The 25,863-nt window shown below is 68.8% G+C and carries 24 protein-coding genes; 11 read left to right on the top strand and 13 right to left on the bottom strand.

Translation table 11 applies throughout. The annotated features are described in order from the left end of the window. Positions 1–4: 4 nt before the first annotated feature. From ptsP to ACTG4X_RS32330, 8 genes are all read left to right on the top strand, one after another. Complete coding sequence (gene ptsP / locus ACTG4X_RS32365; protein WP_093178543.1) at positions 5–1,807, top strand: phosphoenolpyruvate--protein phosphotransferase; 1,803 nt, start codon at positions 5–7, stop codon at positions 1,805–1,807. Between the two features lie 133 nt (positions 1,808–1,940). Then, entirely contained in the window at positions 1,941–2,315 is a 375-nt protein-coding gene (locus ACTG4X_RS32360; RefSeq protein ID WP_097197789.1) for a DUF4148 domain-containing protein, read from the top strand. Between the two features lie 126 nt (positions 2,316–2,441). Next, positions 2,442–2,909: a Spy/CpxP family protein refolding chaperone gene (locus ACTG4X_RS32355; protein ID WP_440532871.1), complete on the top strand. Its 468-nt coding sequence runs from the start codon at positions 2,442–2,444 to the stop codon at positions 2,907–2,909. A 31-nt stretch (positions 2,910–2,940) separates the two neighbouring features. Next, positions 2,941–3,399: a DUF4260 domain-containing protein gene (locus ACTG4X_RS32350; RefSeq protein WP_257014509.1), complete on the top strand. Its 459-nt coding sequence runs from the start codon at positions 2,941–2,943 to the stop codon at positions 3,397–3,399. After that, complete coding sequence (locus ACTG4X_RS32345; protein ID WP_097197792.1) at positions 3,393–3,782, top strand: hypothetical protein; 390 nt, start codon at positions 3,393–3,395, stop codon at positions 3,780–3,782. The genes ACTG4X_RS32350 and ACTG4X_RS32345 overlap by 7 nt, the downstream gene beginning before the upstream one ends. Before the next feature lie 50 nt (positions 3,783–3,832). Beyond that, positions 3,833–4,528 (top strand): response regulator transcription factor, encoded by a 696-nt coding sequence (locus ACTG4X_RS32340; RefSeq protein ID WP_176928901.1) that lies wholly within the window; start codon positions 3,833–3,835, stop codon positions 4,526–4,528. Continuing rightward, the gene (locus tag ACTG4X_RS32335) at positions 4,525–5,937 is read left to right on the top strand and encodes an ATP-binding protein (protein WP_440532870.1); all 1,413 of its coding nucleotides are present in this window, start codon (positions 4,525–4,527) and stop codon (positions 5,935–5,937) included. Before ACTG4X_RS32340 ends, ACTG4X_RS32335 begins: the two co-directional genes overlap by 4 nt. Positions 5,938–6,051: 114 nt before the next feature. Continuing rightward, complete coding sequence (locus ACTG4X_RS32330; RefSeq protein ID WP_097197794.1) at positions 6,052–7,095, top strand: NADP-dependent oxidoreductase; 1,044 nt, start codon at positions 6,052–6,054, stop codon at positions 7,093–7,095. Positions 7,096–7,119: 24 nt separating this feature from the next. On the opposite strand, the gene ACTG4X_RS32325 is transcribed toward ACTG4X_RS32330, so the two are convergent. From ACTG4X_RS32325 to ACTG4X_RS32305, 5 genes are all read right to left on the bottom strand, one after another. After that, positions 7,120–7,437, bottom strand: a complete 318-nt coding sequence (locus ACTG4X_RS32325; protein ID WP_093057754.1) for a hypothetical protein — start codon at positions 7,435–7,437, stop codon at positions 7,120–7,122. A gap of 86 nt (positions 7,438–7,523) precedes the next feature. Then, on the bottom strand, positions 7,524–8,372 hold the full coding sequence (locus ACTG4X_RS32320) for a DMT family transporter (protein ID WP_097197795.1): 849 nt from the start codon (positions 8,370–8,372) through the stop codon (positions 7,524–7,526). 84 nt (positions 8,373–8,456) lie between these two features. Further along, positions 8,457–9,149 carry an AraC family transcriptional regulator gene (locus ACTG4X_RS32315; RefSeq protein ID WP_440532869.1) on the bottom strand — a complete coding sequence of 231 codons (693 nt, stop codon included), beginning with the start codon at positions 9,147–9,149 and terminating at the stop codon, positions 8,457–8,459. Positions 9,150–9,201: 52 nt separating this feature from the next. Then, positions 9,202–10,329 (bottom strand): SLC13 family permease, encoded by a 1,128-nt coding sequence (locus tag ACTG4X_RS32310; protein WP_097197797.1) that lies wholly within the window; start codon positions 10,327–10,329, stop codon positions 9,202–9,204. Beyond that, entirely contained in the window at positions 10,310–11,842 is a 1,533-nt protein-coding gene (locus ACTG4X_RS32305; RefSeq protein WP_097197798.1) for a class I adenylate-forming enzyme family protein, read from the bottom strand. Before ACTG4X_RS32305 ends, ACTG4X_RS32310 begins: the two co-directional genes overlap by 20 nt. 181 nt (positions 11,843–12,023) lie before the next feature. Between ACTG4X_RS32305 and ACTG4X_RS32300 the strand changes: the two genes are divergently transcribed. Next, positions 12,024–12,521, top strand: a complete 498-nt coding sequence (locus ACTG4X_RS32300; RefSeq protein ID WP_097197799.1) for a hypothetical protein — start codon at positions 12,024–12,026, stop codon at positions 12,519–12,521. An 18-nt stretch (positions 12,522–12,539) separates the two neighbouring features. Here ACTG4X_RS32300 and ACTG4X_RS32295 read toward each other — a convergent pair whose 3' ends face one another. The 3 genes from ACTG4X_RS32295 to ACTG4X_RS32285 are packed head-to-tail and all read right to left on the bottom strand — an operon-like array spanning position 12,540 to position 18,362. After that, the gene (locus ACTG4X_RS32295) at positions 12,540–13,982 is read right to left on the bottom strand and encodes an efflux transporter outer membrane subunit (protein WP_440532868.1); all 1,443 of its coding nucleotides are present in this window, start codon (positions 13,980–13,982) and stop codon (positions 12,540–12,542) included. Between the two features lie 5 nt (positions 13,983–13,987). Further along, positions 13,988–17,125: an efflux RND transporter permease subunit gene (locus ACTG4X_RS32290; RefSeq protein ID WP_097197800.1), complete on the bottom strand. Its 3,138-nt coding sequence runs from the start codon at positions 17,123–17,125 to the stop codon at positions 13,988–13,990. Positions 17,126–17,138: 13 nt separating this feature from the next. Next, entirely contained in the window at positions 17,139–18,362 is a 1,224-nt protein-coding gene (locus ACTG4X_RS32285) for an efflux RND transporter periplasmic adaptor subunit (protein ID WP_440532867.1), read from the bottom strand. 105 nt (positions 18,363–18,467) lie between these two features. Between ACTG4X_RS32285 and baeS the strand changes: the two genes are divergently transcribed. Together baeS and ACTG4X_RS32275 are read left to right on the top strand one after the other, a co-directional pair. Beyond that, positions 18,468–19,853 (top strand): sensor histidine kinase efflux regulator BaeS, encoded by a 1,386-nt coding sequence (gene baeS / locus ACTG4X_RS32280; protein WP_097197801.1) that lies wholly within the window; start codon positions 18,468–18,470, stop codon positions 19,851–19,853. Next, positions 19,850–20,554, top strand: a complete 705-nt coding sequence (locus ACTG4X_RS32275; protein ID WP_218840257.1) for a response regulator — start codon at positions 19,850–19,852, stop codon at positions 20,552–20,554. The genes baeS and ACTG4X_RS32275 overlap by 4 nt, the downstream gene beginning before the upstream one ends. Positions 20,555–20,572: 18 nt before the next feature. Here ACTG4X_RS32275 and ACTG4X_RS32270 read toward each other — a convergent pair whose 3' ends face one another. The 5 genes from ACTG4X_RS32270 to lipA are packed head-to-tail and all read right to left on the bottom strand — an operon-like array spanning position 20,573 to position 25,856. Further along, positions 20,573–21,709 carry a DegT/DnrJ/EryC1/StrS family aminotransferase gene (locus ACTG4X_RS32270; protein ID WP_097197802.1) on the bottom strand — a complete coding sequence of 379 codons (1,137 nt, stop codon included), beginning with the start codon at positions 21,707–21,709 and terminating at the stop codon, positions 20,573–20,575. Further along, complete coding sequence (locus ACTG4X_RS32265) at positions 21,706–22,674, bottom strand: Gfo/Idh/MocA family protein (RefSeq protein ID WP_097197803.1); 969 nt, start codon at positions 22,672–22,674, stop codon at positions 21,706–21,708. Before ACTG4X_RS32265 ends, ACTG4X_RS32270 begins: the two co-directional genes overlap by 4 nt. 19 nt (positions 22,675–22,693) lie before the next feature. Then, positions 22,694–23,470: a hypothetical protein gene (locus ACTG4X_RS32260; protein ID WP_440532866.1), complete on the bottom strand. Its 777-nt coding sequence runs from the start codon at positions 23,468–23,470 to the stop codon at positions 22,694–22,696. Beyond that, positions 23,467–24,858 carry a glycosyltransferase family 4 protein gene (locus ACTG4X_RS32255; protein ID WP_257014512.1) on the bottom strand — a complete coding sequence of 464 codons (1,392 nt, stop codon included), beginning with the start codon at positions 24,856–24,858 and terminating at the stop codon, positions 23,467–23,469. The genes ACTG4X_RS32260 and ACTG4X_RS32255 overlap by 4 nt, the downstream gene beginning before the upstream one ends. Further along, a complete protein-coding gene (gene lipA, locus ACTG4X_RS32250) occupies positions 24,855–25,856 on the bottom strand; it encodes a lipoyl synthase (RefSeq protein ID WP_097197805.1) in 1,002 nt (333 codons plus the stop codon). Before lipA ends, ACTG4X_RS32255 begins: the two co-directional genes overlap by 4 nt. Positions 25,857–25,863 lie beyond the last annotated feature (7 nt).

Below are 25,863 nucleotides of genomic sequence, written 5' to 3'. Positions count from 1 at the left end.
TCCCATGACCTTCGCAGTCCACGGCCTCCCTGTTGCCCGTGGCATTGCCATCGGGCGCGCAGTGATGGTGGTGTCGAGCCGCATCGACGTGGCCCACTACTTCATCAAGCCCGAAGAGATCGAGACCGAGATCGACCGTGTGCGCACCGCGCGCAACGCGGTGGCCGACGAGCTCGCCAAGCTGCAGGCCAACGTCGCGCTGATGGGCCCCAACGACGCGCCGCACGAACTCGCGGCGCTGCTCGAGGTGCACCAGATGCTGCTGCAGGACGAGGCCTTGAGCGGCGGCGTCAAGCACTGGATCAGCGAGCGGCTCTACAACGCCGAGTGGGCGCTGACCACGCAGCTCGAAATCATCGCGCGCCAGTTCGACGAGATGGAGGACGAGTACCTGCGCGAGCGCAAGGCCGACCTCGAACAGGTGGTCGAGCGCCTGCTGCACCGCATGAAGGGCACGGCCGCCGTGCTGGCGCCGAGCCCGCCGCGCCGCAAGCGCGCCGCCGCCTCGGACGACGACAACGACGACCCCACCGCGGGCGACGGCATCGACGTGCCGCTGGTGCTCATCGCGCACGACCTCTCGCCGGCCGACATGCTGCAGTTCAAGAAGAGCGTGTTCGCCGGCTTCGTCACCGACGTCGGCGGGCGCACCTCGCACACTGCCATCGTCGCGCGCAGCATGGACATTCCGGCCGTGGTCGGCGCGCGCACCGCGAGCCAGCTGGTGCGCCAGGACGACTGGGTCATCATCGACGGCGACGCCGGCGTGGTGATCGTCGATCCGTCGCCGATCATCCTGGCCGAGTACGGCTTCAAGCAGCGCCAGGGCGATCTCGAACGCGGCCGGCTCGCGCGGCTGCGCCACAAGCCGGCCATCACGCTCGACGGCCAGCGCGTCGAGCTGCTCGCCAACATCGAGATGCCCGAAGACACCGTGGGCGCCGTCAAGGCCGGCGCCGTGGGCGTGGGCCTGTTCCGCAGCGAATTCCTCTTCATGGGCCGCGAGTCGACCACGCGCCAGACCCGCCTGCCCGACGAAGAAGAGCAGTACCAGGCCTACAAGCGCGCGGTCGAGGGCATGCAGGGCATGCCCGTCACCATCCGCACCATCGACGTGGGGGCAGACAAGCCGCTCGACAGCAAGTCGGCCAACAAGCAGGAGCACCTGAACCCCGCGCTCGGCCTGCGCGCCATTCGCTGGAGCCTGGCCGACCCGGCGATGTTCCTCACGCAGCTGCGCGCCATCCTGCGCGCGGCGGCGCACGGCGAAATCCACCTGCTGATCCCCATGCTCGCGCACGCGAGCGAGATCCGCCAGACGCTGTCGCTGATCGACTTCGCGCGCACCGAGCTCGACAACCGCGGCGCGGTGCATGGCCCGGTGAAGCTCGGCGCCATGATCGAGATTCCCGCGGCGGCGCTCACGCTGCGCATCTTCCTGAAGCACTTCGATTTCCTGTCGATCGGCACGAACGACCTGATCCAGTACACGCTGGCCATCGACCGCGCCGACGAATCGGTGGCGCACCTCTACGACCCTGCGCACCCGGCGGTGCTGCGCCTGGTAGCCGACACCATCGCCGAGTGCCGCCGCCAGGGCAAGGGCGTGGCCGTGTGCGGCGAGATGGCAGGCGACGTGGCCTTCACGCGCCTGCTGCTGGGCCTGGGTCTGCGCAGCTTCTCGATGCACCCCTCGCGCATCCTCGCGGTCAAGCAGGAAGTGCTGCGCGCCGACACCAGCAAGCTCGAGGCATGGGCCAAGAGCGTGCTCGAGTCCGACGACCCTGCCGCCATGATGGCGGGTTGAGCGTACTTTTCACTCACCCTTGCGGGTGAGTGAAAAGAAACGATACACGCCGAAACTGCGGCGAAAGGACTTGCGGGAACCCCGCAAGCACGATCAGGCCTCCTCTTCCAACCCTGAAAGAAAGGCCTGCATCATGAAATCTCTCTCCCTGACCCAGATCATCGCCGTCGGCTCCTTCGCCATGCTCGCTGCAGCCGGCGCCAAGGCTGAAAGCTACGAGGGCGTGCAGCCCACCGTGTCGGCCAAGAGCCGCACCGACGTCAGCGCCGAAGCCGTGAGCACCGCATCGGCACCCAACCAGAACGTGGTGCGCGGCTCGCGCGGCGCCGAGACCATGGCCGTGTCGACCGAGCGCGGCCGCATCGTCGCCGAAGCCGTGCGCGCCACCGCTGCGCCCGACCAGAACGTGTCGGCCAGCTCGCGCGTGAACAGCCAGGTCATCTCGACGATGCAGAACCCCGTCGACGCGCGCGCCTCGGCTGCCAACGCCAAGAGCAGCCGCCTGTAAGCCGCCTGGCTCGCCTCCACGCGCGTCGCAATAAAACGAAACACGCCGCAACCGCAGCGAGAGGACTTGGCCCGGTGCAGATCGCACCATGGAGCTTCCTCCTCACAGACAACACAAGGAATCACCATGAAGTACTGGATCAAACGAACTCTCCTCGGTTTTGCGGGCGCCGCGATGGTTGCCGGCAGCATCGCCGGCTGTGCCGGTCAACGGCACGGCTGGGGCGGTGGCGACAGCGCCGAGTTCCGCGCGAAGATGATCGAACGTGTGGGCAGCAAGCTCGAACTCGACGCCAACCAGAAGCAGAAGCTCACCGTGCTGGCCGAGAAGCTGCAGGCGCAGCGCGAAGCCATGCGCGGCGCCGGCGGCTCGGGCGACCCACGCTCGCAGTTCAAGGCGCTGTTCGCGGGCAACAAGTTCGACCAGGCCGGCGCCACGCGTCTGGTCGAAGAGAAGACCGCCGCCGTGCGCAATGGCAGCCCCGAGATCATTGCCGCCGCTGCCGACTTCTACGACAACCTGAATGCCGCGCAGCAGCAGAAGGTGCGCGACTTCATGGACCGAGGTGGCCGCCGCTGGAGCCATCGTGGATAGGCTCCACTCACCCCCAGGTTTCGCGCACTTCGTGTCGCTTCGCCTCCCCCCTCTCCGGGGACGACAGCCGTGGACCGGCGAAGCCGGCTCCACCGTATCTCCCGAACAGGCAGCGGCAGCCGGCGGGGTGCGTGCGCTGCTGCGGGTCGAAGGTGCGGTGGTGCTCGGCGTGGCACTCGCTGCCTACGCCCAGTTCGGCGCGGGCTGGGGCGTGTTCGCGCTCTGGCTCCTCGCGCCCGATCTCTCGCTGCTGGGCTACCTCGCGGGGCCGCGCGTGGGGGCGGCGCTTTACAACGCGGCGCATTCGTACGTCGGGCCGGTGCTGCTGCTGGCGCTCGGCGTGCTTGCGGCCATGCCGTGGGCGGTGGCCGGCAGCCTGATCTGGCTGGTCCACATCGGCTTCGATCGCACGCTCGGCTACGGGCTCAAGTACGCGGCGGGCTTTGCCGCCACGCACCTGGGCCGCATCGGGAAGGCCGATCCATGGTGAGCGAACGCGGCATGGTCCCCGTCATGCGCCCGCAGGCCGCGCGCGCATGGATGCTGACCGAGGCGCTCGCGCTCGGCCTCGCATCGATGGTGCACGCCGGCCGCATCGTGCCGGGCTATGCGCATGGGCACGCCCGCATCGCCGAAGCGGTGATCGCCACCGTGCTGGTGCTCGCCACGGTCGAGACCTGGCTGCGCCCAGAGGACGCGCGCCGCGCCGCCATCTTCGGCCAGGGCTTCGCGTTGCTGGGCACGCTGGTCGGGCTCGGCACCATCGTGGCGGGCATCGGTCCGCGCACCGTGCCCGACGTGGTCTACCACGCGCTTTTGCTCTCACTCCTCGTGACGGGCCTGACCTGGGCGGTGCGATGCCGGCAGGTTTGATGGTCAGCGAGGTCATCCGCCATTTCCTTGCCAGGAGGCACAATCCCGCCATGCCGCGCATCCTGCTGATCGACGACGACGAACACCTCGCCGCGCCGCTGACCACCTACTTCGCACGCTTCGGCTGCACGCTCGAGAGCGCCGTGCGCCCGAGCGAAGGCCTCGCCAAGCTGCGTGCCGGCACCTACGACGCGGCCATCCTCGACGTCATGCTGCCCGAGATGGACGGCTTCGCGCTGTGCCGCGAAATCCGCAAGGAAAGCGACATTCCCATCGTCATGCTCACCGCCCGCGGCGAGGTGATGGACCGCGTGGTCGGCCTCGAACTCGGCGCCGACGACTACGTGCCCAAGCCCTTCGAGCCGCGCGAGCTGGTGGCGCGCGTGCAGACCATCCTGCGCCGCCAGCGCAGCGTGCCGCAGGCGGTGATCAACGGCACGCAGCACCGCGTGTTCGACGGCCTGTCGATCGACCTCGACCGGCGCCAGGTGCTGCGCCATGGCGAGCGCGTGGAGCTCACGGGCACCGAGTTCGAACTGCTGGCGCTGCTGGCTGCCGAACCCGGCAAGGTGTTCAGCCGCGACGACATCCTCAACCGCCTGCGTGGTCACGAGGCCGAGCTCTACACCCGCGCGGTCGACATCGTGGTGAGCCGCCTGCGCAAGAAGCTCGAGCCGCTGGACTGCATCAAGACGCTGCGCAACGCCGGCTATGCGCTGGCCGTGGCACGAAGCGAACCTGCATGAGTTTCGGCAGAAGGGAATCCCGCAGGACACGGTGGCGCGGCGAGGAGTGCCGCGACGAGCAATCGCGTGAGGACTGGCATGCGAAGTGGCATGCGCGCTGGAACGAGAAGGTGCAGGGCAAGCGCCGCTGGCGCCGCTCGCTGCGTGTGCGGCTGGTGCTGATGTTCGTGGTGCTGGCCATGGTGATGGCGGCGGTGTTCATGGGCGGCATGAAGAAGGCCTTTTCCACCGGCTGGGCCGAAGCCGCCAAGCCGATGCTGACCGACTACGCCGACCGCCTGGTCTCGGAGATCGGCACGCCGCCCGACGTGGCGCGCGCACAGGCGCTGGTGGCCCGGCTGCCCATCACCATCCGCATCGTCGGACCCAAGGTCAACTGGGATTCCAACCCCGGCGGCGCGAACAGCCCCGGCGGCTGGATGCACGACCGCGAAGACGTGTTCGGCGGCGACAAGTGGTTCATCCGTCCCACGGCCGACGGCCACCGCGTGATCTTCGGCTGGGCGCCCAAGCTCTGGCAACTGGCGCCGCGTGCCACCGGCTGGGCCACGCTCGGCGTGCTGCTGTCGTGCGTGCTGCTGGGCTATGCCTACGTGAGCCGGTTGCTGCGGCCGCTGATCGACATTCGCGAAGGCGCGCAGCGCTTCGGCCGTGGCGAGTTCACGCAGCCCATTCCGGTGCGCCGCAACGACGACCTCGGCGACCTTGCCGAACGCATCAACACCATGGCCGACGACATCCAGGCCATGCTCGACGCCAAGCGCGGTCTGCTGCTTGCCCTGAGCCATGAGCTGCGCTCGCCGCTCACGCGCGCCCGGCTCAATGCCGAGCTGCTGCCGATCACGCCCGAAGGCCAGGCCGAGCGCGAGGCGCTGCTGCGCGACCTCAACGAGATGCGCGATCTCATCAGCGACCTGCTCGAAAGCGAACGCCTCGCGAGCCCGCATGTGGCGCTGCAGCGCGAACCGGTCGACCTGGCGGCACTGATTCGCGAGATCGTGGCCGAGATGCCCGGTGCGCAGCACGTGCACCTCGATCTGGCCGAAGGCCTGCCGCCGCATGCCGTCGACCGCATGCGCATCCGCCTGCTGGTGCGCAACCTGCTGGACAACGCCCTGCGCTACAGCGCCGACGCGCCGCGGCCGCCGTGCGTGTCGCTGCGCGCGGTGCTCGACGGCAGGAAGCAGGGCATCGAGATCGAGGTGCGCGACCACGGCCCCGGCGTGGACGACGAGCAACTCGAACGGCTGACCGAGCCCTTCTACCGCACCGACGGCGCACGGGCGCGCGCCACCGGCGGCGTCGGCCTCGGCATGTACCTGTGCCGGCTGATCGCCGAGGCGCACGGCGGCGAGCTGACGGTGCGCAACGCCGGGCCGGGGCTGCAGATCATCGTCAGGCTGGCCTGAGGCAAGGCGGCCCGGCGGGCGGGGCGCTGTCACCTGCGCTACCAGCCCGCCCGCAGGCCACGGCTACGATGCGCCTCCGTGCCAGCGTCCGGCATTCAAGGTCAAGGAGACACCATGAGCAGCTCACTCACCAACCACCAGGTTCGCCTCGCCAAACGCCCCGAGGGCACGGCCACCCGCGAGAACTGGAAATTCACCACCGAGCCCGTCGGCGAGCCGACCGAGGGCGGCGTGCTGGTCAAGACGCTGTCGCTGTCGCTCGACCCCGCCATGCGCGGCTGGCTCAACGACGCCAAGAGCTACATCCCGCCCGTGGGCATCGACGAAGTGATGCGCGCCGGCGGCGTCGGCCGCGTCATTGCCTCGAAGAACCCGCAGTTCGCTGTGGGCGACACCGTCTACGGCACGCTGGGCGTGCAGGAATACATCCTGATCCCCGAAGACCAGGTCAAGCGCAACGGCCTGGTCAAGATCGACCTGCGCGTGGGCACCATCACCCAGTGGCTCAATGTGCTGGGCATGCCCGGCATGACCGGCTACTTCGGCCTGATGGACGTGGGCATGCCCAAGGCCGGCGAGACGGTGGTGGTTTCCGGCGCGGCCGGCGCCGTGGGCCAGACCGTGGGCCAGCTGGCCAAGATCAAGGGCTGCCGCGTGGTCGGCATCGCCGGCGGCGCCGCCAAGTGCGACTGGGTGGTGAAGGAGCTGGGCTTCGACGCCTGCATCGACTACAAGGCCGGCGCAGGCGCGGTGCGCGAAGGCCTCAAGACCCACTGCCCGAAGGGCGTGGACATCTACTTCGACAACGTCGGCGGCGAGATCCTCGACATGGTGCTGGCGCGGCTCGCGCGCAAGGCCCGCATCATCATCTGCGGCGCCATCAGCCAGTACAACAACGCCAACAGCATGCCCGCGGCCGGCCCCAAGAACTACCTGAGCCTGCTGGTGAACCGCGCGCGCATGGAAGGCATCGTGGTGTTCGACTACGCCGACCGCTATCACATCGCCATCGCCGAGATGGCCGGCTACCTGAAAGACGGGCGCATGAAGAGCAAGGAAGACATCGTGAAGGGCCTGGACACCTTCCCCGAGTCGCTCAACAAGCTCTTTGCCGGAGAAAACTTCGGCAAGCTGGTGCTGCAGGTGGCGCAAGCCTGAAAAAGAAGAAGAAAAAGCGCTTCTTCAGCTTTCGTCGGGCCGCATGGGAATGTCGCCCATCGCCTCGTCTTCGCGAAGGCCCCGCGCGGCCTTCAGCAGCTCGATCGACATGCCGTCGCCGTGGCCGGCGAAACCCCTGGCGATGCCTTCGAGCACCGTCGACAGGCCGGTGTCGCCGTCGCCGCGCGCGTCCATGCTGATGTTGAGCACCCGGGCCGCCATCTGGCGGTAGGTGACGGCGCCCGCGCCCTCCAGCGCGGCCACCAGATCGAGGTACAGCGCCAGATTCAGGTCGAACACCAGCTTGGGCGTGATCTCGAAATCCCTGTTCTTGTCGTCCATGTGGGTTGGCTCCTTTGTTCCTGAGCCTCCACTCTAGCCAGAAAAGAAGACGCCGAGCCGTCGGATACAGCCTGATTCTGCGCAAGTCAGCGCGCGCGCGTGCCCATGACCGCCGCCGAGACGATGAGCCAGGCCGCGATGGCGATGGTCCAGGTCAGCGGCCGGCCGGTGACGAGCAGCAGCAGCGCGGTCGAGCCCAGCGGCGTGAGGTAGCTCAATATGCCGATCTGCCGTGCGTCGCCGCGCTTGAGTGCGATGTCCCAGACGAAGAAAGCCGCGCCCAGCGGGCCGAGGCCGCAGAGCACGAGCAGCAGCCAGTCCCGGCCCGACAGCGCCACCGAGGGCTCGAGCACGGCGTGGCAGGCCAGCGAGAGCACACCCGAGACCAGCCCGAACAGGCCGATCGCCGAGGTCGGGAAGGCCGCCACGCGCTTCGTCCAGAGCGAGTAGCTCGCCCAGACGAAAGCCGAGCCCAGCGCCGGCACGAAGCCCCAGTACTCCTGCGCTCCCGTTGCCGCCGCGCCGCCGCCGCGCGCGCCGAGGATCGCGATCGCCGCGCCCGCGAACCCCAGCAGGGCAGCCACCACGTGCAGCGGCCGCAGCGACATGCCCGGCAGCAGCACCGGCGCCAGCACCACCATCAGCAGCGGCCACAGGTAGTTGACGAGGTTGGCCTCGACCGGCGGCGCATGCCGCAGCGCGATGAACAGCAGGAAGTGAAAGCCGAACAGCCCGTAGATGCCCAGTGCCAGCGTGCGCGGCGGCACCCGCCAGGCCGAGCGGTCGTGCAGCACCAGCGGCCAGCTCGGCACGCTGCCGATGATCAGCGCAAGGCCGGTCAGGAGAAATGGCGGCAGGTGCGACAGCGCAGTGCCGAGCGAGGCGAGCGTGGCCCAGAGCGCGATGGCCAGCAGGGCGTAGACGGTGGACGACATGGGCGGCAAGGCTAAGCGACGCGGTCGTCGCGCAATGACGGTCCGTCGTCGCGCAACGACGGTCTTGCGCCGGGGAGGGCGCAGTCAGCGGCGCAGTGCGGCTGTCAGCGCCGATGGCGACCGGTAGCCCGTGCGGCGCGCCGTCTCAGCCACGCTCATGCCGCCCAGCCGCAGCTCACGCGCATGCGCCAGCCGCAGCGAGCGCAGCCAGTGCATCGCGCTCACGCCCTGCTCATCGCGGCAGCGCTGCGCGAATTGGCTCGGGCTCAGGCAGGCGACATCGGCCAGGTCGGCCACGCTCAACGGCTCGTGCCAGCGGGCCCGGGCCCAGTCGGCGAGCAGGGGCCAGTCGATACGACGCCGGTGCGAATCGGCAGATGCCGGCGCCGGGCTCCAGGCCTCCAGCAACAGCGCGGGGCCGTGCTGCAAGGCCAGGGCCGAGGCCTGCGGCTGCTTCATGCATTGCGCCAGGTAGCGCGCCAGCGCGTGCAGTTGCGGCGCATCGGGCGGTGCGCGCTCGGCACAGCGGGCCCATGCCGGTTGCGTGGTGTCGAGCACCAGGCACAGGCTGCCGTGCTTGCGCGCGTTGAAGTCGTGCCGGTCGCCCGGGGCGACCACCTGCGCCTCGCCCACGCCGATGCCGGCGCCCCGGCCTTCCACTTCGATCTCCAGCACGCCGTCGAGGCCGATCAGCACCTGGAAGTGGTCGTGCGCGTGGCTGCCATGCGAGTGGCCGTAGTCGCGCAGGGCCAGGGTGTGCGTGGCGGGCGTGTGCATGGAAAAGGGCTGGGAAGGGAGGCCGCGATTGTCCGTCCGCGCGCCGCCGCTGTCACCCCAGCCGCAGCAGTAGCGCCGAAGTCGCGCACACGAGCAGGAAAGGAATGCTGATGCGGTGGAACTCCCGCAGCCCGTTCGGCAGTTTCGCAAGCCGCAGCGCGATCAGGTTGGCCAGCGAGCCCAGCACGCAGCCGAAGCCGCCCACGCTCACCCCGGCCGCCAGCGCAGGCAGGTCGCGTACGTGGCCATCCAGCAGGATCGCCGCCGGCACATTGCTGATGAACTGCGACGTGACGATGGCCGCGAGGTAGGCGCGCCAGCCCTCCGTGATCGGCCAGTGGCCGAGCAGCGCGATGACGGCGGGCAGCTCCGCCAGCTGCCGCAGGTCCACGAACATCAGGGCGATGATCGCGAGCAGGGCCCAGTCGATGCCCCGCAGCACGCGCGGATACGACACCAGGAACACGCCGAACACCACGCCCAGCCCCGCCAGCAGCCAGTGCCGGTCCAGCGCGATCACGAAGCCGATGAACAGCATCCCCGCCAGCGCCAGCAGGCGCGGCTGCACCGGCGCGGCTTCGGCCTCGGGCTTCAGCTCGATGGGCGTACGCGGCACCAGCAGCCAGACCGCGACGAAGAGCCAGAACAGCATCACAGCCACCGTCGGCCCCATCATTCCCATGAAGGCGAAGAAGCTTTCGCCCGAGCGATGCCACAGGTAGAGGTTCTGCGGATTGCCGATGGACGTGAGCGCCGAGCCCGCGTTCACCGCCAGCGCCTCCAGCACCACAAGCCGTGCGAGCGGCAGGTGCGCCTGCGTGGCGAGCACGCGCGTCAGCGGCACCAGCAGGAACAGGCTCACATCATTGGTCACCAGCGCCGACAGAAAGGCCGCGCTGGCCGTCAGCATCAGCGCCAGGCTGCGCTGGTTGTGCGTGCGCGCGAGCAGGCGCTGCGCGGCGGCCTGCAACATGCCGCTTTTCTCCACGCCCTGCGTGATGGCCAGCAGACCCGCGAGCGCGCCCACCGTCTGCCAGTCGACCAGCCGCAGCCAGTCCATTGGCGCGCGCGGGCGCAGGAAGGCGAACAGCACAGCCACCGCCACCAGCACCCAGAGCAGGCCGTTGCCGCCGCCGTGCTCGGTCGGCGCCGCCGTAGTGTCAGCGGCCGACGAGTTCACGCAGTTCGCGCTTGAGCACCTTGCCGATCGCGCTGCGTGGCAGCTCGTCGATGAAGCTCAGCCGCGCCAGGCGCTGCGTCTTGCCGAGCTGGGCGTTGGTCCATTGCAGCAGCGCGTCTTCGCTTGTGGCGTCGCCCTCGCGGCGCACCACGAAGGCCACTGGCGTCTCGCCCCATTGCTCCGACGGCACGCCGACCACCGCCACGTCGGCCACCGCCGCATGGCCGCGCAGCACGGCCTCCAGGTCGCTCGGGTAGATGTTGAAGCCGCCGCTGATGATCATGTCCTTCTTGCGGTCGAACAGCGTGAGGAAGCCGTCGGCGTCGAAGCGGCCCACGTCGCCGGTGCGGATGAAGCGCTTGCCGGTGGCGTCGAACCACTCGGCCTCGCGCGTCTTCTCGGGCTGGCGGTGGTAGCCGGTCATCATGCCGCCCGAGTGGCCCACCACCTCGCCGGCCACCTCGGTGTTGCCGCGCGGCAACTCGTTGCCTTCTTCGTCGATCAGGCGGATGTCGCTGCCCTCGGCGGGCTGGCCCACCGTGTGCAGCTTGGTCGGTTGCAGGTGCGCCTCCAGGATGCAGGTGCCGCCGCCTTCGGTCATGCCGTAGAACTCGATCAGCCCGCCGGGCCAGCGCTTGAGCACATCGGCCTTGAGCGCGGCGTTGAAGGGCGCGCTGGTGCTGAACTTGAACTTGTACGAAGACAGGTTGTGCTCGTCGAAGCGCGGGTGCGCCATCAGCCGCTGGTACTGCACCGGCACGAGCATGGTGTGCGTCACGCGGCGCTGCTCGGCCAGCTTCAGGTAGCCGAGCGCGTCGAACTTGGGCATCAGCACCACGCAGCCGCCGAAGGCCAGCGTGGGGAAGAACACCACCAGCGTGGTGTTGGAGTAGAGCGGCGTCGACAGCAGCGTGACGGTGTCGGTGCTGTATTCGTACCTGGCGCCGCGCTGCACGTGGGACCAGCGCATGCCGTGGCCCTGCACGATGCCCTTGGGCTCGCCGGTGGTGCCCGACGAATAGATGATGTTGAAAGCCCACGCGGGCTGCACCTCGACGGCCTCGGGCTGCGCGCCGGCCGGCGCCAGCCAGCCTTCGATGTCGCGGCCGATTTGCGAGCCGTCCAGTGCCACGCGCGGAAGGCCGCCTTCCTTCGCGGGGCCGATCACTTCGGCGGCCGAGGCATCGCTGAACAGGATGCGCGCGTCGGCGTCCTCGATCATGCGGGCCAGGCTGGCGGACGTGGAGCCGGGCGCCAGTGGGGCCACCGCGACGCCCGCGCGCAGCGCGCCCAGGAACACGGCTGCGTAGTTCACCGACGACGAGGCGCAGATGGCAATGGCGTCGCCCGCCTTGAGCCCGTCGCGCTGCAGGCTGGCCGCGACGCGGTCCATCAGCGCGTCGAGCGCGCGGTAGTCCAGCGTGCGGCCGGCGTCCGCCAGCGCCGCGTGGTCGGGTGTGTGTTGTGCGTGGAGGCGAACCAGATCGGCAATGGCGCCGAAACTGCGTTCCATAGAGGCTTGAACAGCGGGGTGCATGGGAGAGTCAGTCCTTCATCTTGGCCAGTCGGCAGGATAGCGGGAACCCACCGCCCCTGACCAGCGCCTGGGCGACGCCTGCCGGTGCAGGACACAGCGCCGTCAGTTGCCGATCAGGGAGGCGGGGCGACCATGCCCGACCATCAAGGAGCTCACCATGGGATTACTCGACATCCTCCAGCAGGCCATCGGCAACAACAGCAACAACGCCGAGGACCACGTCGACCAGGTCGCGCAGCACGCCTCGCCCGGCGAACTTGGCGCGGGGCTCGCCGCGGCCATGCGCTCGGACCAGACGCCGCCGTTCGGCGACACGGTCGGCAAGCTGTTTGGCCAGTCGTCGCCCACGCAGCAGGCGGGCGTGCTCAACCAGATCCTGGCCACGCTGGGCCCGGCGGCCGCCTCGGCGCTGGCTGGCGGCGTGCTCGGGCGCGTGCTGCAGCCGGGGCAGACGCAGGTCACGCCCGACCAGGCTTCGCAGCTGTCGCCCGCGCAGGTGACCGAGATCGCCACGCACGCCGAGCAGCAGCATGCGGGCGTCATCGACGAGGTGAGCCAGTTCTACGCGCAGCACTCGGGGCTGATCAAGACGCTGGGCGGCGCGGCCATCGCCATCGCGCTGGCGAAGATGAAAGAGAACGCCACGCGGGGCTGATCGGCGCCAGGGCGGCGATCAGCGCGACGACGCGGTGGTCTCGGCCTGCACCGTCTCCCCGCCGCCCATCACCTTGTAGAGCGTGATGCGGTTGCTCTGCTCCGACAGCCGCAGGCCGATCAGCGTCTGCTGCGCCGTGTAAAGCGAGCGCTGCGCGTCCAGCACTTCGAGAAAGCTGTAGCTGCCGCTGCGGTAGAGCACGTTCGACAGCGTGTAGCTCTTCTGCGTGGCATCGACCAGCGACTGCTGCGCCGCAATCTGCTCGCCGATCGAGCCGCGCGTGGCCAGCGCATCGGCCACTTCCTTGAACGCGGTCTGCACCGTCTTCTCGTAGGTGGCGAGGTCGATCTCGCGCTGAGCCTTCGCCGAGTCGAGGCTGGCGCGGTTGCTGCCGGCGTTGAAGATCGGCAGGCTGACCGACGGCGCGAAGCTCCAGGTGCTGTTGCCGCCCTTGAACAGGCCCGACAGCGCCGTGCTCGACGAGCCCGAGCTCGCGGTCAGCGAGATCGTCGGGAAGAAGGCCGCGCGCGCCGCGCCGATGTCGGCGTTCGAGCCTTGCAGCGTGTGCTCGGCGGCCAGCACGTCGGGCCGCTGCTGCAGCAGCGTCGAAGGCAGGCCCGCGGGCACGTCGACCAGCGCGCTGGCCGTGGCCATGCCTGCGGCCGGCAGCAGCTCGTCGGGCACGGTGGCACCGGCCAGCAGGTCCAGCGCGTTGCGGTCGAGCGCTACCTGCGCGGTGTAGCTGGCCACGTCCACACGCGCCGAATCAACGGTCGTCTGCGCCTGGGCCAGCGACAGCGCCGAGCTGGCGCCCAGTTCATGCATGCGGCCGGTCAGCGCATACGTGCGCTGCTGGCTGGCCAGCGTGTCCTGCGCGAGCTTCAGCCGCTCGTTGTCCGCGGCCAGCGTGAGCCAGGCCGAGGCGACTTCCGCCACCAGGCTGATCTGCGTGCTGCGGGTCGTGGCCTCGGTCGACAGGTAGCTTTGCAGCGCCGCCTCGTTGAGGTTGCGCACACGGCCGAACAGGTCGAGCTCGTAGCTGCTGAAGCCCAGCGACGCGCTGTACGTCGAGCCGATGGACGATTCGCCGCTGCTGCTCGTTGCCGCCGAGGTGCGCGCGCGCGTGGCGCCGGCCGTGGCCGAGACGCTGGGGAACAGTTCGGCGCGTTGCACGCCGTATTGCGCGCGTGCCTTCTCGATGTTCTGCACCGCCACGCGCAGGTCGCGGTTGTTGGCCAGTGCGAGCGCGATGGTGCGGCGCAGCCGGTCGTCGGTGATGAAGCTCTGCCAGCCGGTGGTGGCGGAGACGGTTGCATCCTTGGCCTCCTTCGCACCCGAGGAGGCCGGCCAGGTAGTGGGCACCGGCGCTTCGGGTCGCGAGTACACGGGCGCGAGGTTGACGCAGCCGGCCAGCAGCGCGGCTGCAACGAGTGCGGAGAGTCTGAAATGAATTCGGATCATGGCGTTCATGCCTCAGGCAGCGCGGTCAGCGGGGATGCCGCCGCGGGTTTTTTCTTTTGCGCGAAGAAGCGCCGGATCACGACGAAGAACAGCGGCACGAAGAAGATGCCCAGCGCCGTGGCGGTCGCGATGCCGCCGAGCACGCCCACGCCGATGGCGCGGCGGCTGCCCGAGCCCGCGCCGGTGCTCAGCGCCAGCGGCAGCACGCCGAACATGAAGGCCAGCGAGGTCATGAGGATGGGCCGCAGCCGCAGGCGCACGGCCTGCAGCGTGGCCTCGACCAGCGCGACGCCTTCGTCCTGCAGCTGCTTGGCGAATTCCACGATCAGGATCGCGTTCTTCGCCGACAGCCCCACCGTGGCCAGCAGCCCCACCTGGAAGTACACGTCGTTCGACAGCCCCGCCAGCTTCGTCGCCAGCACCGCGCCCAGCACGCCCAGCGGCACCACCAGCATCACCGAGAACGGCACAGACCAGCTCTCGTACAGCGCGGCCAGGCACAGGAACACGAACAAAATCGACACCGCGTAGAGCAGCGGCGCCTGCGAGCCCGACAGGCGTTCCTGATACGAGCTGCCGGTCCATTCGTAGCCGATGCCCTGCGGCAGCTGCTTCATGATGTTTTCCACCGCGTCCATCGCCGCGCCCGAGCTCACGCCCGCGGCGGGGTCGCCGATCAGCTCGAACGACGACATGCCGTTGTAGCGCGACAGCTGCGGCGAGCCGTACGTCCAGCGGCTGCTGGCGAAGGCCGAGAACGGCACCATCTCGCTGCTGGCGTTGCGCACGTACCAGCTGTTCACGCTGTCGGGCTGCATGCGGAAGGGCGCGTCGGCCTGTACGTAGACCTTCTTCACGCGGCCGTTGTTGATGAAGTCGTTCACGTAGCTGCCGCCCATGGCGCTGGACAACGTGTCGTTGATGTCCGAGGTCGAAAGGCCCAGCGCCGAAGCCTTGCGGTCGTCGATGTCGATGGCGAACTGCGGTGTGTCGTCCAGGTTGTTGCTGCGCACCTGGCTCAGCGCGGGGTCTTTCTTGGCCAGGGCCAGGAACTGCTCGCGCGCCTGTGCCAGCGCATCGTGGCCGATGCCGCCCAGATCCTGCAGCTGCACGTCGAAGCCCGCGTTCGAGCCCAGGCCGCGCACGGCCGGTGGCAGCATGACGAACACGTTGGCGTTGCTGGTGCGCGCGGCCATCTCCATCGTGAAACGGCGCGACAGCGATGCGGCGTCCTGCGCCTTGCCATCGCGCTCGCTCCAGTCCTTCAGCGTGATGAAGGCGTTGCCCGTGGCCTGGTCGCCGCTCAGGCCGGTCAGCGTGATGTAGTGGCTGACTTCCTTCTGCGAGGACAGGTATTGCTCGAAGCTCTTCATGGTCTGCTGCAGCTGCTCGTCGGTGGCGCTGGCGGGCAGCTTCACCTGGGCCATCAGCGTGCCTTGGTCTTCGTCGGGCAGGAACGAGGTGGGCAGGCGCATGAAGGTCATGGCCAGCACGCCCACCAGCAGCGCATATACCAGCAGGCTGCGCTTGCCGCGCCGCAGCAGGCCGCCGACGCCCGAGCGGTAGCGGTCTGCATTGCGCTCGAAGTTGCGGTTGAACCAGCCGAAGAAGCCGCGCTTCTCCTGATGGTGGCTGGCCTCCACGGGCTTGAGCAGCGTGGCACACAGTGCCGGTGACAGCGTGAGCGCCACCAGCACCGACAGCAGCATGGCCGCAACGATGGTCACCGAGAACTGGCGATAGATCACGCCCGTCGAGCCGCCGAAGAAAGCCATGGGAATGAACACCGCCGACAGCACCAGCGCAATGCCCACCAGCGCGCCGGTGATCTCGCGCATCGACTTGCGCGTGGCTTCCTTCGGCGAGAGCCCTTCCTCGGTCATGAGCCGCTCGACGTTCTCCACCACCACGATGGCGTCGTCCACCAGGAGCCCGATGGCCAGCACCATGCCGAACATGGTCAGCGTGTTGATCGAGTAGCCCAGCAGCGCCAGCACCCCGAAGGTGCCCAGCAGCACCACGGGCACCGCGATGGCGGGCACCAGCGTGGCGCGCAGGTTCTGCAAAAAGAGATACATGATCAGCACGACCAGCACCATCGCCTCGCCCAGCGTCTTGGCCACTTCCTCGATGGAGATGCGCACGAAGGGCGTGGTGTCGTAGCCGACCACGGCCTTCATCTGGTTGGGGAAGAAGGGCGCCAGCTCCGCGAGCTTGGCCTTCACTGCGTTCGACACCGTGAGCGCGTTGGCGCCGGTGGCCAGCTTCACCCCCATGCCGGACGACGGCTTGCCGTCGAGGCGTGAGCTGACGGTGTAGCTCTCGCTGCCGAGCTCGATGCGCGCGACGTCGCCCAGCCGCACGATCGCGCCGCTGCTGCTGTCCGACTTGACGATCACCTCGCGGAACTGGTCGGCGGTGCGCAGCTTGCTGCGCGCGGTGATGGTCGCGGTGAGCCGCTGGCCCGCGGCCGCCGGCAGCGCGCCGAGCTGGCCGGCAGAGACTTCGGTGTTCTGGCTGGTGAGCGCGGTGGTCACGTCCGAGGGCATCAGCGAATACTTCTGCAGCTTGGCGGGGTCGAGCCAGATGCGCATGGCATAGCCCGAACCCAGCGTCTGCACGTCGCCCACGCCGTCGATGCGGCTGAGCACGTCGAGCAGGCTGCTGGAGATGTAGTCGCCGATGTCGGTGGCCGAGGCGCTGCCGTCCTGCGAGACCAGCGAGACGATCATCAGGAAGTCGGTGCCCGACTTGGTGACGGTCACGCCCTGGCTCTGCACCGATTGCGGCAGCTGCGACTCGGCCTGCTGCAGCTTGTTCTGCACCTGCATCTGCGCCACGTCGGCGTTGGTGCCGGCCTCGAAGGTGAGCTCGATGCGCGCGGTGCCCGACGAGGTGCTGCTCGACGACATCGAGACGAGCCGGTCGAGGCCCTTCATCTTCTGCTCGATCACCTGCGTGACCGAGTCCTCGATGGTCTTGGCCGAGGCGCCGGGGTAGGTCGCGTTGATGGAGACCTTGGTGGGTGCGATGTTGGGGTATTGCTCCAGCGAAAGCGTGGCAATGGACAGCCCGCCGGCCAGCATGATGACGATGGCGATGACCCACGCGAAGATGGGCCGGTCGATGAAGAAGCGTGCCATGTGCGTTGCTTCCTCAGCGGCTGGTGCCGCCGCTTGCCGCGCTGGCCACCGTTGCGGTGGTATCGGCGGTCACGGGTTTCACTGTGTCGCCCACTTTGACTTTGAGCGAGCCCTCGACGATCACGCGCTCGCCCGCCTTCAGCCCGTCGGTCACCTGCCAGCGATTGCCGACCGCGCGTGACACCTTCAGCGCGCGCTTCTCGACCTTGTTGTCGGCTGTGACCACCAGCGCGGAGGCATCGCCGCTGGCCGTGCGCGTCACGCCCTGCTGCGGCACCAGCAGCGCCCGTTCGGCAACGCCTTCTTCCAGCACAGCGCGTACGTACATGCCGGGCAGCAGCGTGCGCTCGGGGTTCGGCACCAGGATGCGCAGCGTGACCGCGCCCGTGCCTTCGCTGACGGTGACGCTCGCGAACTGCAGGCGCCCGGCGTGGGCGTAGACCGTGCCGTCTTCCAGCAGCAGCTTCACCGAGGCTTCGCTCTTGTCGCCGCTGCTCTTGAGCGTGCCGGCGGCCAGCTCGCGCTGCAGGCGCAGCAGCTCGGTGGTCGATTGCGTCACGTCGACATGGATCGGGTCGAGCTGCTGCACGGTCGTGAGCGCGGTGGTCTGGCTGGCCGTGACCAGCGCGCCCGGCGTGACCGTCGAGGCTTCGATGCGCCCCGCGATCGGCGCGGTGATGCGCGTGAAGCCCAGGTTGATGCGCGCCGTGTCGAGCGAGGCACGGGCCACGCCGAGCTCGGCCTCGGCCTGCTGCAGCGTGGCCTGGCTGTCGTCGTTGGTCTGCTGGCTGACGGCGTCGATCTTCGCGAGCTCGGCATTGCGGCGCGCGGTGACCTTCGCGGAGTTGACCGTGGCCTCTGCCTTGGCGACGCTGGCCTGCGCGCTGGCGTAGGACGCCTTGTAGCTGGCGGGGTCGAGCTGGTAGAGCACCTGCCCGGCCTTGACCAGCGCACCTTCTTCGAACAGGCGCTGCTGCACGATGCCGCCGACCTGCGGGCGGATCTCCGCGCTCAGGCGGGCGCGGGTGCGGCCCGACAGCTCGGTGGTGATCGGCTGGTTCTCGGGCTGGATGGTGACCACGCCGACTTGCGCGGCGGGGAGCTGGGGCGGTGCGGAAGAAGAGCCGGAGCATCCCGCGATCGCGCCCAGCAGGCCGATGGCCAGGGCGCACGCGAGGCCGGTGCGGATGAAGCGGGAAGACATGTTCAGAAGATTCCAATCGGGTTTGGAATCCATGGTCTTCAGTGAATGTGGAGCGAATGTGGAGGTCCCTGCGGCGTGCACGGCCATGGGCGCGGAGTGCACCGCGCGCGCCTCATCTGGCTTATCTTGTGGCCCTTCATGAAGATCAGCATCACCACCAAGCTCTTTGTCGCCGTGCTGGCCACCGCCGTGCTGGCCGTGGTCGCGATGGGCGCAGCCTCGCGCTGGAACTTCGAGCGCGGCTTTGTCGGCTACCTCAACGAGCAGGGCGTGGAGCGGCTCGACTCCGTGCTGCCGAACGCCGTCGCGGCCTACCGGCAGAACGGCAGCTGGGACTTCCTGCGAGACAACCCCCGCCCCTGGTTCGAGATCATGCGGCCCGCGCCTTCCGCCTCGGGCGAGCGCTTCGAGCCGGGGCGCACCCCGGCGCTGGTGTCCGACCTGACGGGCGCCGTGCTGCGCATCGCGCTGCTCGATACGGACAGGAAGGTGATCGTGGGCTTCAGGGAGATTCGCAAGGGTGCCATTGAACGTGCCGTGGTGGTCGACGGCAAGACCGTGGGCTGGGTCGCGATGATGCCGTTCCAGAGCGTGAGCGAGGCCGGCGACCAGCGCTTCCAGAAGAACCAGCTGCGCGCGAGCTGGGTCATCGGCAGCCTGTGCGTGCTGCTGGCCGCGGGCATCGCGTGGTGGATCGCGCGGGTGCTGCTCGCGCCCGTCAAGCGTGTGGCGGCGGCCACGCACCGATTGACATCGGGCGACTACGCGAGCCGCGTGGCGGTGGCATCGCACGATGAGGTGGGGCAACTGGCGCGCGACTTCAATTCGCTGGCCTTCACCTTGCAGCGCAACGAGCGGATGCGTCGCGAGTTCATGGCCGACGTGTCGCACGAACTGCGCACGCCGCTGGGCGTGCTGCACGGCGAGCTGGAGGCGATGGAAGACGGCGTGCGCCGCCTCGACGCGCAGGCCGTGCGCTCGCTGCAGCACGAAGTGGGCATGCTCAACAAGCTGGTGACCGACCTGTACGACCTGTCGATGGCGGACGTGGGCGCGCTCGCGTACCGCAAGGCCGACATCAACCTGCGCGAGCTGCTGGAGCTGAGCGTGGATTCGTTCCGCGAGAGGCTGGCTTCGGCTGGCTTGCGACTGGAGCTGGTGCTGCCCGCGCAGCCGCTGATGATGTTCGCCGACGAGCGGCGCATGCAGCAGCTCTTCAGCAACCTCGTGCTCAACGCCTGCCGCTACACCGACGCGGGCGGCATGCTGCGCATCGAGGCACGCGAAGAAGACAACCAGATCGCGATCGATCTCATGGATTCGGCGCCGGGCGTCGACGCGGCGCTGCTGCCGCGCCTGTTCGAGCGCTTTTTCCGCGGCGAGGGTTCGCGCAACCGGGCCAGCGGCGGCGCGGGGCTTGGCCTGGCCATCTGCCGCAGCATCGTCGAGGCGCATGGCGGCACCATCGAGGCCAAGGCTTCGCCGCTGGGCGGGCTGTGGATCGCGGCGCGGCTACCGCAATGAACGACACGACCATGGCAACTGCTTCTTCTTCGTCCGCGCACATCCTGATCGTCGAGGACGAGCCGCGCATGGCGGCGCTGCTCGCCGACTATCTCCAGGCCTCGGGCTACACCTCGCAATGGATCGCCAACGGGCTGGAGGTTGTGCCCTCCGTGAAGGCTCGCCGGCCCGACCTCGTGCTGCTCGACCTGATGCTGCCCGGCCAGGACGGCATGAGCGTGTGCCGCGAGCTGCGGTTGTTCAGCGAGGTGCCCGTCATCATGCTCACGGCGCGCGTCGAGGAGGCCGACCGCCTGATGGGTCTCGAGATCGGCGCTGACGACTACATCTGCAAGACGCCATTCAGCCCGCGCGAGGTGGTGGCGCGCGTGAAGGCGCTGCTGCGCCGCAGCGGCTATGCGTCGCGCGAGGCATCGCCCCTGCAGATCGATGAGCAGACGTACAGGGCGACGCTGCACGGCACCCCGCTGGGGCTCACGCCGATCGAGTTCCGCCTGCTGAAGGCGCTGGCCGATGCTCGGGGCCGCGTGCTGTCGCGCGACAAGCTGCTCGACCATGTGCATGCAGACCAGCGCGCAGTGACCGATCGGGCGGTCGACAGCCATGTGAAGAACCTGCGCCGCAAGCTCGATGCGGCGAGCCGGGGGCAGGAGTTGATACGGTCGATCTATGGGGTGGGGTACCGGCTCGACTTGCCTTGATCGCCGCGTTCGCCCGTATCACGCACCAGTCGCAGCAGCTCGCCACACGGCACCGATGATGTACTCGATTTCCTCGTCGTCGAGCATCGGGTAGAGCGGCAATGCGAGCGAACAGCCGGCCAGCGTCTCGCTGTGCGGCAGGGAGCCGTTGCCGTGCCAGGGCTGGAGTGCCTCGTGCCGGTGCAGCGGCTGCTCGTAGTAGATGCGGGTGGCGATGCCGGATGCGGCCAGCCGGGCCGCAAAGGTCTCGCGTTCGCGCGGGCCAGGCAGCCGGACGACGAAGTAGTTCCACGCGTGGCCGGGCGAGTCTGACGGCAAGCGCATCGGCAAGTCGGCCCAGGCCGACAGGTAGCGTGCGGCGATGGCACGCCGTCGCGCGATGTGGTCCGGGAAATCGTCCAGGGCGGCATTGAGCAGGCAAGCCTGCAGTTCGTCCATGCGGCTGTTGTGCCCGAGGCAGTGGTGCTGGCCGTCGTGGTAGCCATGGTTGCGCAACAGGCGGGCTTTGCTCGCGTGAATCGGATCCCTGAAGGCCAGTGCACCGGCGTCGCCGGCAGCACCGAGAGTCTTGGTCGGATAGAAGCTCATCGCCGCGGCGTCGCCCCAGGTGCCGGCGTTGCCCGCCGCGGTGCCGTCACTGGCCCGGGCACCGAGGCACTGGGCCACGTCCTCGACCAGCAGCAGTTTTTCGTCGCGGCAGTAGGCGGCCAGCTCGGGCAGGCCGCTCGGGTCGCCGAAGAGGCCGACCGCGAGGATCGCGCGGGTTCGGGGCGTGCGGGCATTGCGGAAATGCGCGAGCGTTGGCAGGAAGTCGTCTGGCGCACTGTCGACGAAGACCGGCCGCGCGCCGGCGCCGAGCACTGCTTCCGCGCACGCGACGAAGGTGTAGGTAGGCATCAGGACCTCGTCCAGCGCGTCCCCTCCGCCCGCGCTTCCGATGCCGAGGCTCTTGAAGGCCAGCAAAAGCGCTTCGGAACCCGACCCCACGGCCACGGTCTCGCGGCCATGCAGCAGCGCCGACAGCCGCGCCTCCAGAGCCTGGACCTGCGGCCCGAGGATGTACGTGCCGCTGCGCAGCACGGCGGCCAGGGCCTGGGCCAGGCGCGTCGCCATCGGTTCGGCGCAAGCCGCCGGCCGGAACAGCGGGATTTTCATGCGTGCAGGATCTGGCAGGCCCGGGTGACGGCCACAAGGCCGTCGGCACCCGACGCGACGCGGCTGGCCTGGCCCAGGATGGCGCGCCGGAAGCCCTGGTACTGCCGTGCCAGGGCATCGTCGCCGGTTGCCGTCGCCGTCGAACGGCGCAGGTCCAGCAGCTGCTCACGGTGGCCGTCGCACACATGCAACCGGGCGCTGGCCGGCATGTTGCCGTAGCCGCTCTCGAATTCGGCGATCAGGGCACCCAGCCGCACGCGGGCGCGGATGCTTTGTTCGCCGATGTGCCGCGCGAGCACTTCCAGCGGTGCTTCCACGGGAATCGCGCACAGCCAGGCGAACAGGTCGATGTCGTGCACCATCAGGTCCAGTACGCTGTCTCTGGCCGTGGCGACGCGGGTCGAATAGCGGCGAAACCGCATGAAGGGACGCCGGCCCTGCTGGCCCTGGCTGTGGCTTGCCGCCGCGTTCCGAAGCCGGATTAGCACGGCTTCGTCGAACACCGGGTTGAAGCGCTCGATGTGCCCTGTGCTCAGGGTGACGCCGCATTGCCGCGCGGTGCGGATCATCAGGGCACCTTCGTGCCGGTCGATGCAAAGCGGTTTCTCGACCAGCACGTGGCAGCCGCGCCGCATCAATGCCATCGCGACTTCGGCGTGCGCGTCGTCGCTGGTGGCGACTGTGACCGACGCGATGCCCGGCGGCAGATCGTCCAGGCTCGGCAGCAGCGGCAGCGCTGCGAGTTCGCTGGCAGCGCGGGCCGACGACGAGCAATCCACCAGGGCACGCAGGCGGAAGCCACTCAGGGCGAGGAGCTTTCGGGCGTGGACGCAGCCGAAGCGGCCGAGGCCCACGACTGCATGGGCCAGCGGAGCGTCGAGCGGGAGCGGAACCGCGAAGGTGGCGATGGGATCGGCGACGATGGCCGCGCTGTCGTCGTCGATGGCAGGCGTCGTGAAGGACATCGCGGCGTCGATGGCTGTGTCAGCTCATTGCGTCGCGCAGCCGGTCGGCCACGGCTTGCAGATGGGCGCCACGGATCACGTGCTTGTACACGCCGGCCGCGACGCGCTCTTCGCCGATGATTTCGAAAGAGGGCTTGGTTGCGGGCGCTTCCGCCAGTTCGTAGCGCGTGGGCTGTGCGGCGAAGAGGCATTCCCGCCCATAGGCCTGGGCACCGAACTCGGCGATGAAGCCCGCCAGCTCCCGCTCCAGCTGGCCGCCGAAGCTGCGCGCATAGCCGTGCATGTCGTCCAGCTTGGCCTGCAGCTCGTGCTCGTCGAGTTCCACCATGACATGGCGCTCGGAAGCCAGCCGCGCCGACGGGCTGGGATGGCCCACGGTGGGATAGCCGAGCGAGACGACCTCGCAGCCGCGCGCTGCGGCGTGCGCGGCGACCTGGTTGGCCAGCAGGCGACACAGGTCGTGCGACGGGTTGTAGTCCTCCGCTTCGTCGGCGACGATGCAGTCGATGCCTTGTTCGACGACGTGCGTCGTCAAGGCACTGACCCACTGCGTGAACAGGCGCGTGTCTCCTTCGAGCAGCGCCCGGTAGATGTCGGCATCGGCGACCGGCTGCACAACCGCTGGAATCCAGTTGGCACCAGCTTGCGCCAGGTTGTCGATCGTCGGCTCGAGCCGCGGCACACCGGTTGAGCCGGCGCCGTTGGTCAACACCACGAAGTCCGGCCGCTCGTTGCGCAGCCACTTCCACAGCAGCAGTTCGTGGCCCGAATGGGCGGCGATCACCAGCGGCTTCATGCGCTTGGGCCGCCCGGGCGGACAAGGGTCGAGATACGGCGCAGCGGACCGGTCACGCGCCATGAGTGACTGGCATAGACCTCGCGCAACTGCGCCTGGAGCAGGGCGAGTTCGGCGCGCGCCTGCCGGACCTGCTGCTCGGCTCCGGCCAGCCGTGCATTGCAGTCGGCGTTCGATTGTGTCGCATGCTCCGACTGGCGCAGTGCCTCTGCATGCAGCGCGTCGATCCGGTCCTGATACATGCGCTGATGGTCGTTGAAGGACTGCTGAAGGCCTGCGACGTGCTGATGCAGAGACGCGATGGTCAAGTGCGCCGCCGAAGGGCTGCCGCGCCGGATCCAGTCCTGCATGTAGCGGGACATCTCGTCCGCGCGCTGGTTCGCTGGAACCTCGATCACCGGATGTTGCTGGACCAGGCGCTGCACGCAGCTCTCGAGCGCGCCGAGCGTGGCGTCGAGGCTGCCATGCGCGCGCATCCATTCGCCGGCCTTGCCCGCATCCCCGGCGTCATAGCGGTCGAGTTCGGCGCCCACGCTCTCCCGCGTGATCGGCCGGATCAGCAGCGCCCGGCCGAAATTCCAGTGCCGTGCATGGGCCACGGTTGCAGCCGTCACCATCTCGGCCATGCCCCACACCGGGTCGAGCACCACCACCGCGTTGCCGGTGCACAGCGCCTCGGTGGCGCAGCGGCCCTTGCCGAAGACGATGTCGTAGCGGCCGAGCGCCTCCGCCGGGTCGGGCAGGTGGTTGCCGGTGCCGCTGCCGATCACGTCCAGCGACAGTCCGCGCTGCACGCAGGCGGCGCGGATTTCCTCCAGCTGCGCGTTGTGCGAGGCGTAGTTGCTGAAGACCAGCGCCGTGCGGGGCTGCGCCGGCAGGTCGCCGCGCTGGGGAAAGCGTGAAAGGTCGACGCCGTTCTGGATCAGCTCGATGCGCTCGCGCGCGATGCCGAACTCGTGCACCAGGCGCTGCGCGCAGTTCTCGTCGACGGCCACATGGCACACGACCTGTGCGAACTGCGCCGGGCGCCCGTGATCGTCGCTGCGGTCATGGCATATCGTGAGGACCGGCACGTCGTGGAAATGCAGCAGCGCGCGAACCGTCTCGTGGTGCGTGTTGCCGACGATCACGTCCGGCCGCGCAGCCATGTCGGCCAGGTCGGTGACGCAGGCGATGGAGGCGAAGCGCAATTCGTTCGCCATGTCGCCGAAGGCCGTCGCGAAGATGGTGACGGCGTGTCCGCGACGGCGCAGCCACATCGCCAGGTCGCGGGTGAACATTTCGGCGCCTGTGCGATGCAGCAGGTAGCACATCGCCAGCAGGATGTGCAGGGGCTTGCCGGACTGCGGCGCGTCCGGCGTGGGGGCCGTCGCCGTGTCGTTGTTCAATCGAGCGACGGCGCGCCGGCCAGAACGTGTCCTGCCTGCTGGTCTGCGTGATAGCTGGACCGCACCATCGCACCCACCGCCGCATGGCTGAAGCCCATCTTGTAGGCCTCTTCCTCGAACATCTTGAAGGTGTCGGGGTGCACGTAGCGGCGCACCGGCAGGTGCGAGCCCGACGGCGACAGGTACTGGCCGATGGTCAGCATGTCGATGTCGTGGGCGCGCATGTCGCGCATGACCTGCAGGATTTCTTCGTCGGTCTCGCCCAGGCCGACCATGATGCCGCTCTTGGTCGGCACGTTGGGGTGCAGCGCCTTGAACTTCTTCAGCAGGTTCAGGCTGAACTGGTAGTCGCTGCCGGGGCGCGCTTCCTTGTAGAGGCGCGGCGCGGTTTCGAGGTTGTGGTTCATCACGTCCGGCGGGGCGGCCTTGAGGATCTCGAGGGCGCGGTCGTCGCGGCCGCGGAAGTCGGGCACCAGGATCTCGATCTGCGTCATCGGCGAGAGCTCGCGGATGTTCCTGATGCAGTCGACGAAGTGCTGGCTGCCGCCATCGCGCAGGTCGTCGCGGTCGACGCTGGTGATCACCACGTACTTCAGGCGCAGCTTGGCGATGGTCTTGGCGAGGTTGAGCGGCTCGTCCTTGTCGAGCGGGTCGGGGCGGCCGTGGCCCACGTCGCAGAACGGGCAGCGGCGCGTGCACTTGTCGCCCATGATCATGAAGGTGGCGGTGCCGTTGCCGAAGCATTCGCCGATGTTCGGGCACGAAGCCTCTTCGCAGACGGTGTGCAGGTTGCTCTCGCGCAGGATCTGCTTGATTTCGTAGAAGCGCGTGGTGGGGCTGCCGGCCTTGACGCGGATCCACTCGGGCTTCTTGAGCACTTCGCCGGTCTGCACCACCTTGACGGGAATGCGCGAGAGCTTGGCCGCCGCTTTCTGCTTGGCCAGGGGGTTGTAGTTTTCGGCGCTCTGGGCGTCGCGGACGACTTCTGTGGTGCTCATTGGTGTG

The sequence above is a fragment of the Variovorax sp. YR566 genome, from assembly GCF_051992195.1.
Taxonomy (GTDB): domain Bacteria; phylum Pseudomonadota; class Gammaproteobacteria; order Burkholderiales; family Burkholderiaceae_C; genus Variovorax.
The sequence above is the reverse complement of the archived record's forward strand: the minus strand, read 5'-3'. Positions and strand labels throughout refer to the sequence as shown.